Annotated in this window: 2 protein-coding genes; both read left to right on the top strand. The window is 28.6% G+C overall.

From position 1 onward, the window contains the following. The coding region (locus A1QC_RS13800) for a glycosyltransferase family 2 protein (protein ID WP_017023800.1) at positions 1–783 on the top strand (783 nt) is incomplete at its 5' end. Next, positions 776–1,824: EpsG family protein (locus A1QC_RS13795; RefSeq protein ID WP_017023799.1), on the top strand; the 1,049-nt coding region annotated here is incomplete at its 3' end. The genes A1QC_RS13800 and A1QC_RS13795, both read left to right, overlap by 8 nt.

The following is a 1,824-nucleotide window of genomic DNA, read 5'->3' as shown; positions in this document are numbered from 1 at the left end:
GTTGTTGTGGATAATACTCCTTCACCTTCTGATTATAATTTGAACGAAAATATTAAGCTAATAACATTAAATGATAATGTAGGTATAGCGAAAGCTTTAAATATTGGCATTGATTATGTAAAAGAACAGTCTTACAAATATTGTTTGCTATTGGATCAAGATAGTGAACCTGATTATAAACTAGTAAATGGATTAACAGAGTTCTTTAATAATAAGTCAGACATTAATGATATTGCTTTAATTGCACCTAGTTATTTTGATAAAGCCCTTGGCCGTAATGCGTCATTTATTCAAAAAAATAAATATACTATGGGAAGAACTTTAGCAATGGGTGAGGAGCCAATTGAAGCATCATATGTAATTACTTCAGGAACACTACTAAATTTATCTTGTTATGACAAAATAGGCCCAATGAATGAAGAGTTATTTATCGATTTTGTTGATATTGAATGGTGTTTAAGAGCTAATTATAAAGGGTACAAAATATTAGGATTGCCTTGGTTGAGAATGGAGCATGAAATAGGCGACAAGCCAGTGAAGTTTTTAGGTAAGGAATATGTTAACCATTCTGCTATAAGGCATTATTATTACTTTAGGAACGTGTTCATGTTATTAAGAATGAAGCATGTGCCAATACAGTGGAAAGTATCTGAAGTTTTTAAATATATCCCAAGGTTTATCGTTTATGCCTTTTCAACAGAAAATAAGCGAGAACAAGTTTTATATATGACAAAAGGGATGTTTCATGGAATTATAGGCAGGTTTGGCAAGTTGCGTGGATAAATTATTGTCTTTAAAGTATTCTTATTTATCAGCTAATCTAAAAAGGCAACTCATTCTTTTTATTTATGTGATTGTGTCTTTTTTGTTATTTTTTTTGGTCCGAGATGTAGAGAGTTCGCAAGATTATCTTAATTATTTAAACTGGTTTGAAGATGTAATTCAGACTAATGACAATGTCGGTTTTTTTCGATTAAAAGACCCGGCATTTAATCTTCTATCTGAAGTATCTCACATCTTAGGTGGTGGAGTTTTCTGGGTAATATTCAGTTTGGTTTCAATAGCTATATTTTCAAAAGTTATTTTTTTGAAAAGGTTTGAACATCAAATTATATTAACTTTTATATTGTTGTATTTTTGTAAGTTTTTTTTCGTTTTTGAATTGACTCAATTTAGAGCTGCTGCTTCTATATCTACAGCAACATTAGCTTTCTTTTTGTTTATTGATAAAAAGTATTTAAAAAGTTATATGTGTTTATTGGTCGCTTTAGCTATTCATATGTCTGCACTGTTAATTTTACTATGTATTCCATTGTTTTTATTAATATATAAAGTAAAGAATCAAGGGAGAATAGTATTTATATTGCTATTATTTTTGTTATTTGCAGTTGTTTTCCCTTTTAATTTTGCATTGTTGGATAATGTCCCTATTCTAGGATCTAGAATTAATCCATATATTAATGGTGAATACCCGATCCAACAATTAAGTTTAATTAATTCTTATTTGATTGTTAAATCGGCGTTTTTATTTTTTTATGTCATTTGGTTTAACTGTAAGAAAAATAAGCGCATAATAACTGTAAATTATTTTTACTTGCACTTGTTTTTTTACATATCGTATTTAAGTACGTTTATATTTATTGTATTTCGTCAAAATGATGTGATGGCTTTAAGGGTGTCAGAGTTCTTTTCTCTTTTTGATTTATTGTTTTTCACCTTATTAGTTGGGGTTTTTAACAAAGAGTCAAAACTGTTGTTTAGATTATTACTTACGCTCTTGTGTAGTGTGTTTTTGTTTTCATCTATTAAACTATTAAACTATTA

The sequence above is a fragment of the Vibrio rumoiensis 1S-45 genome (assembly GCF_000286955.2).
GTDB lineage: Bacteria > Pseudomonadota > Gammaproteobacteria > Enterobacterales > Vibrionaceae > Vibrio > Vibrio rumoiensis_A.
This window is presented reverse-complemented; position numbering and strand designations above follow the sequence as displayed.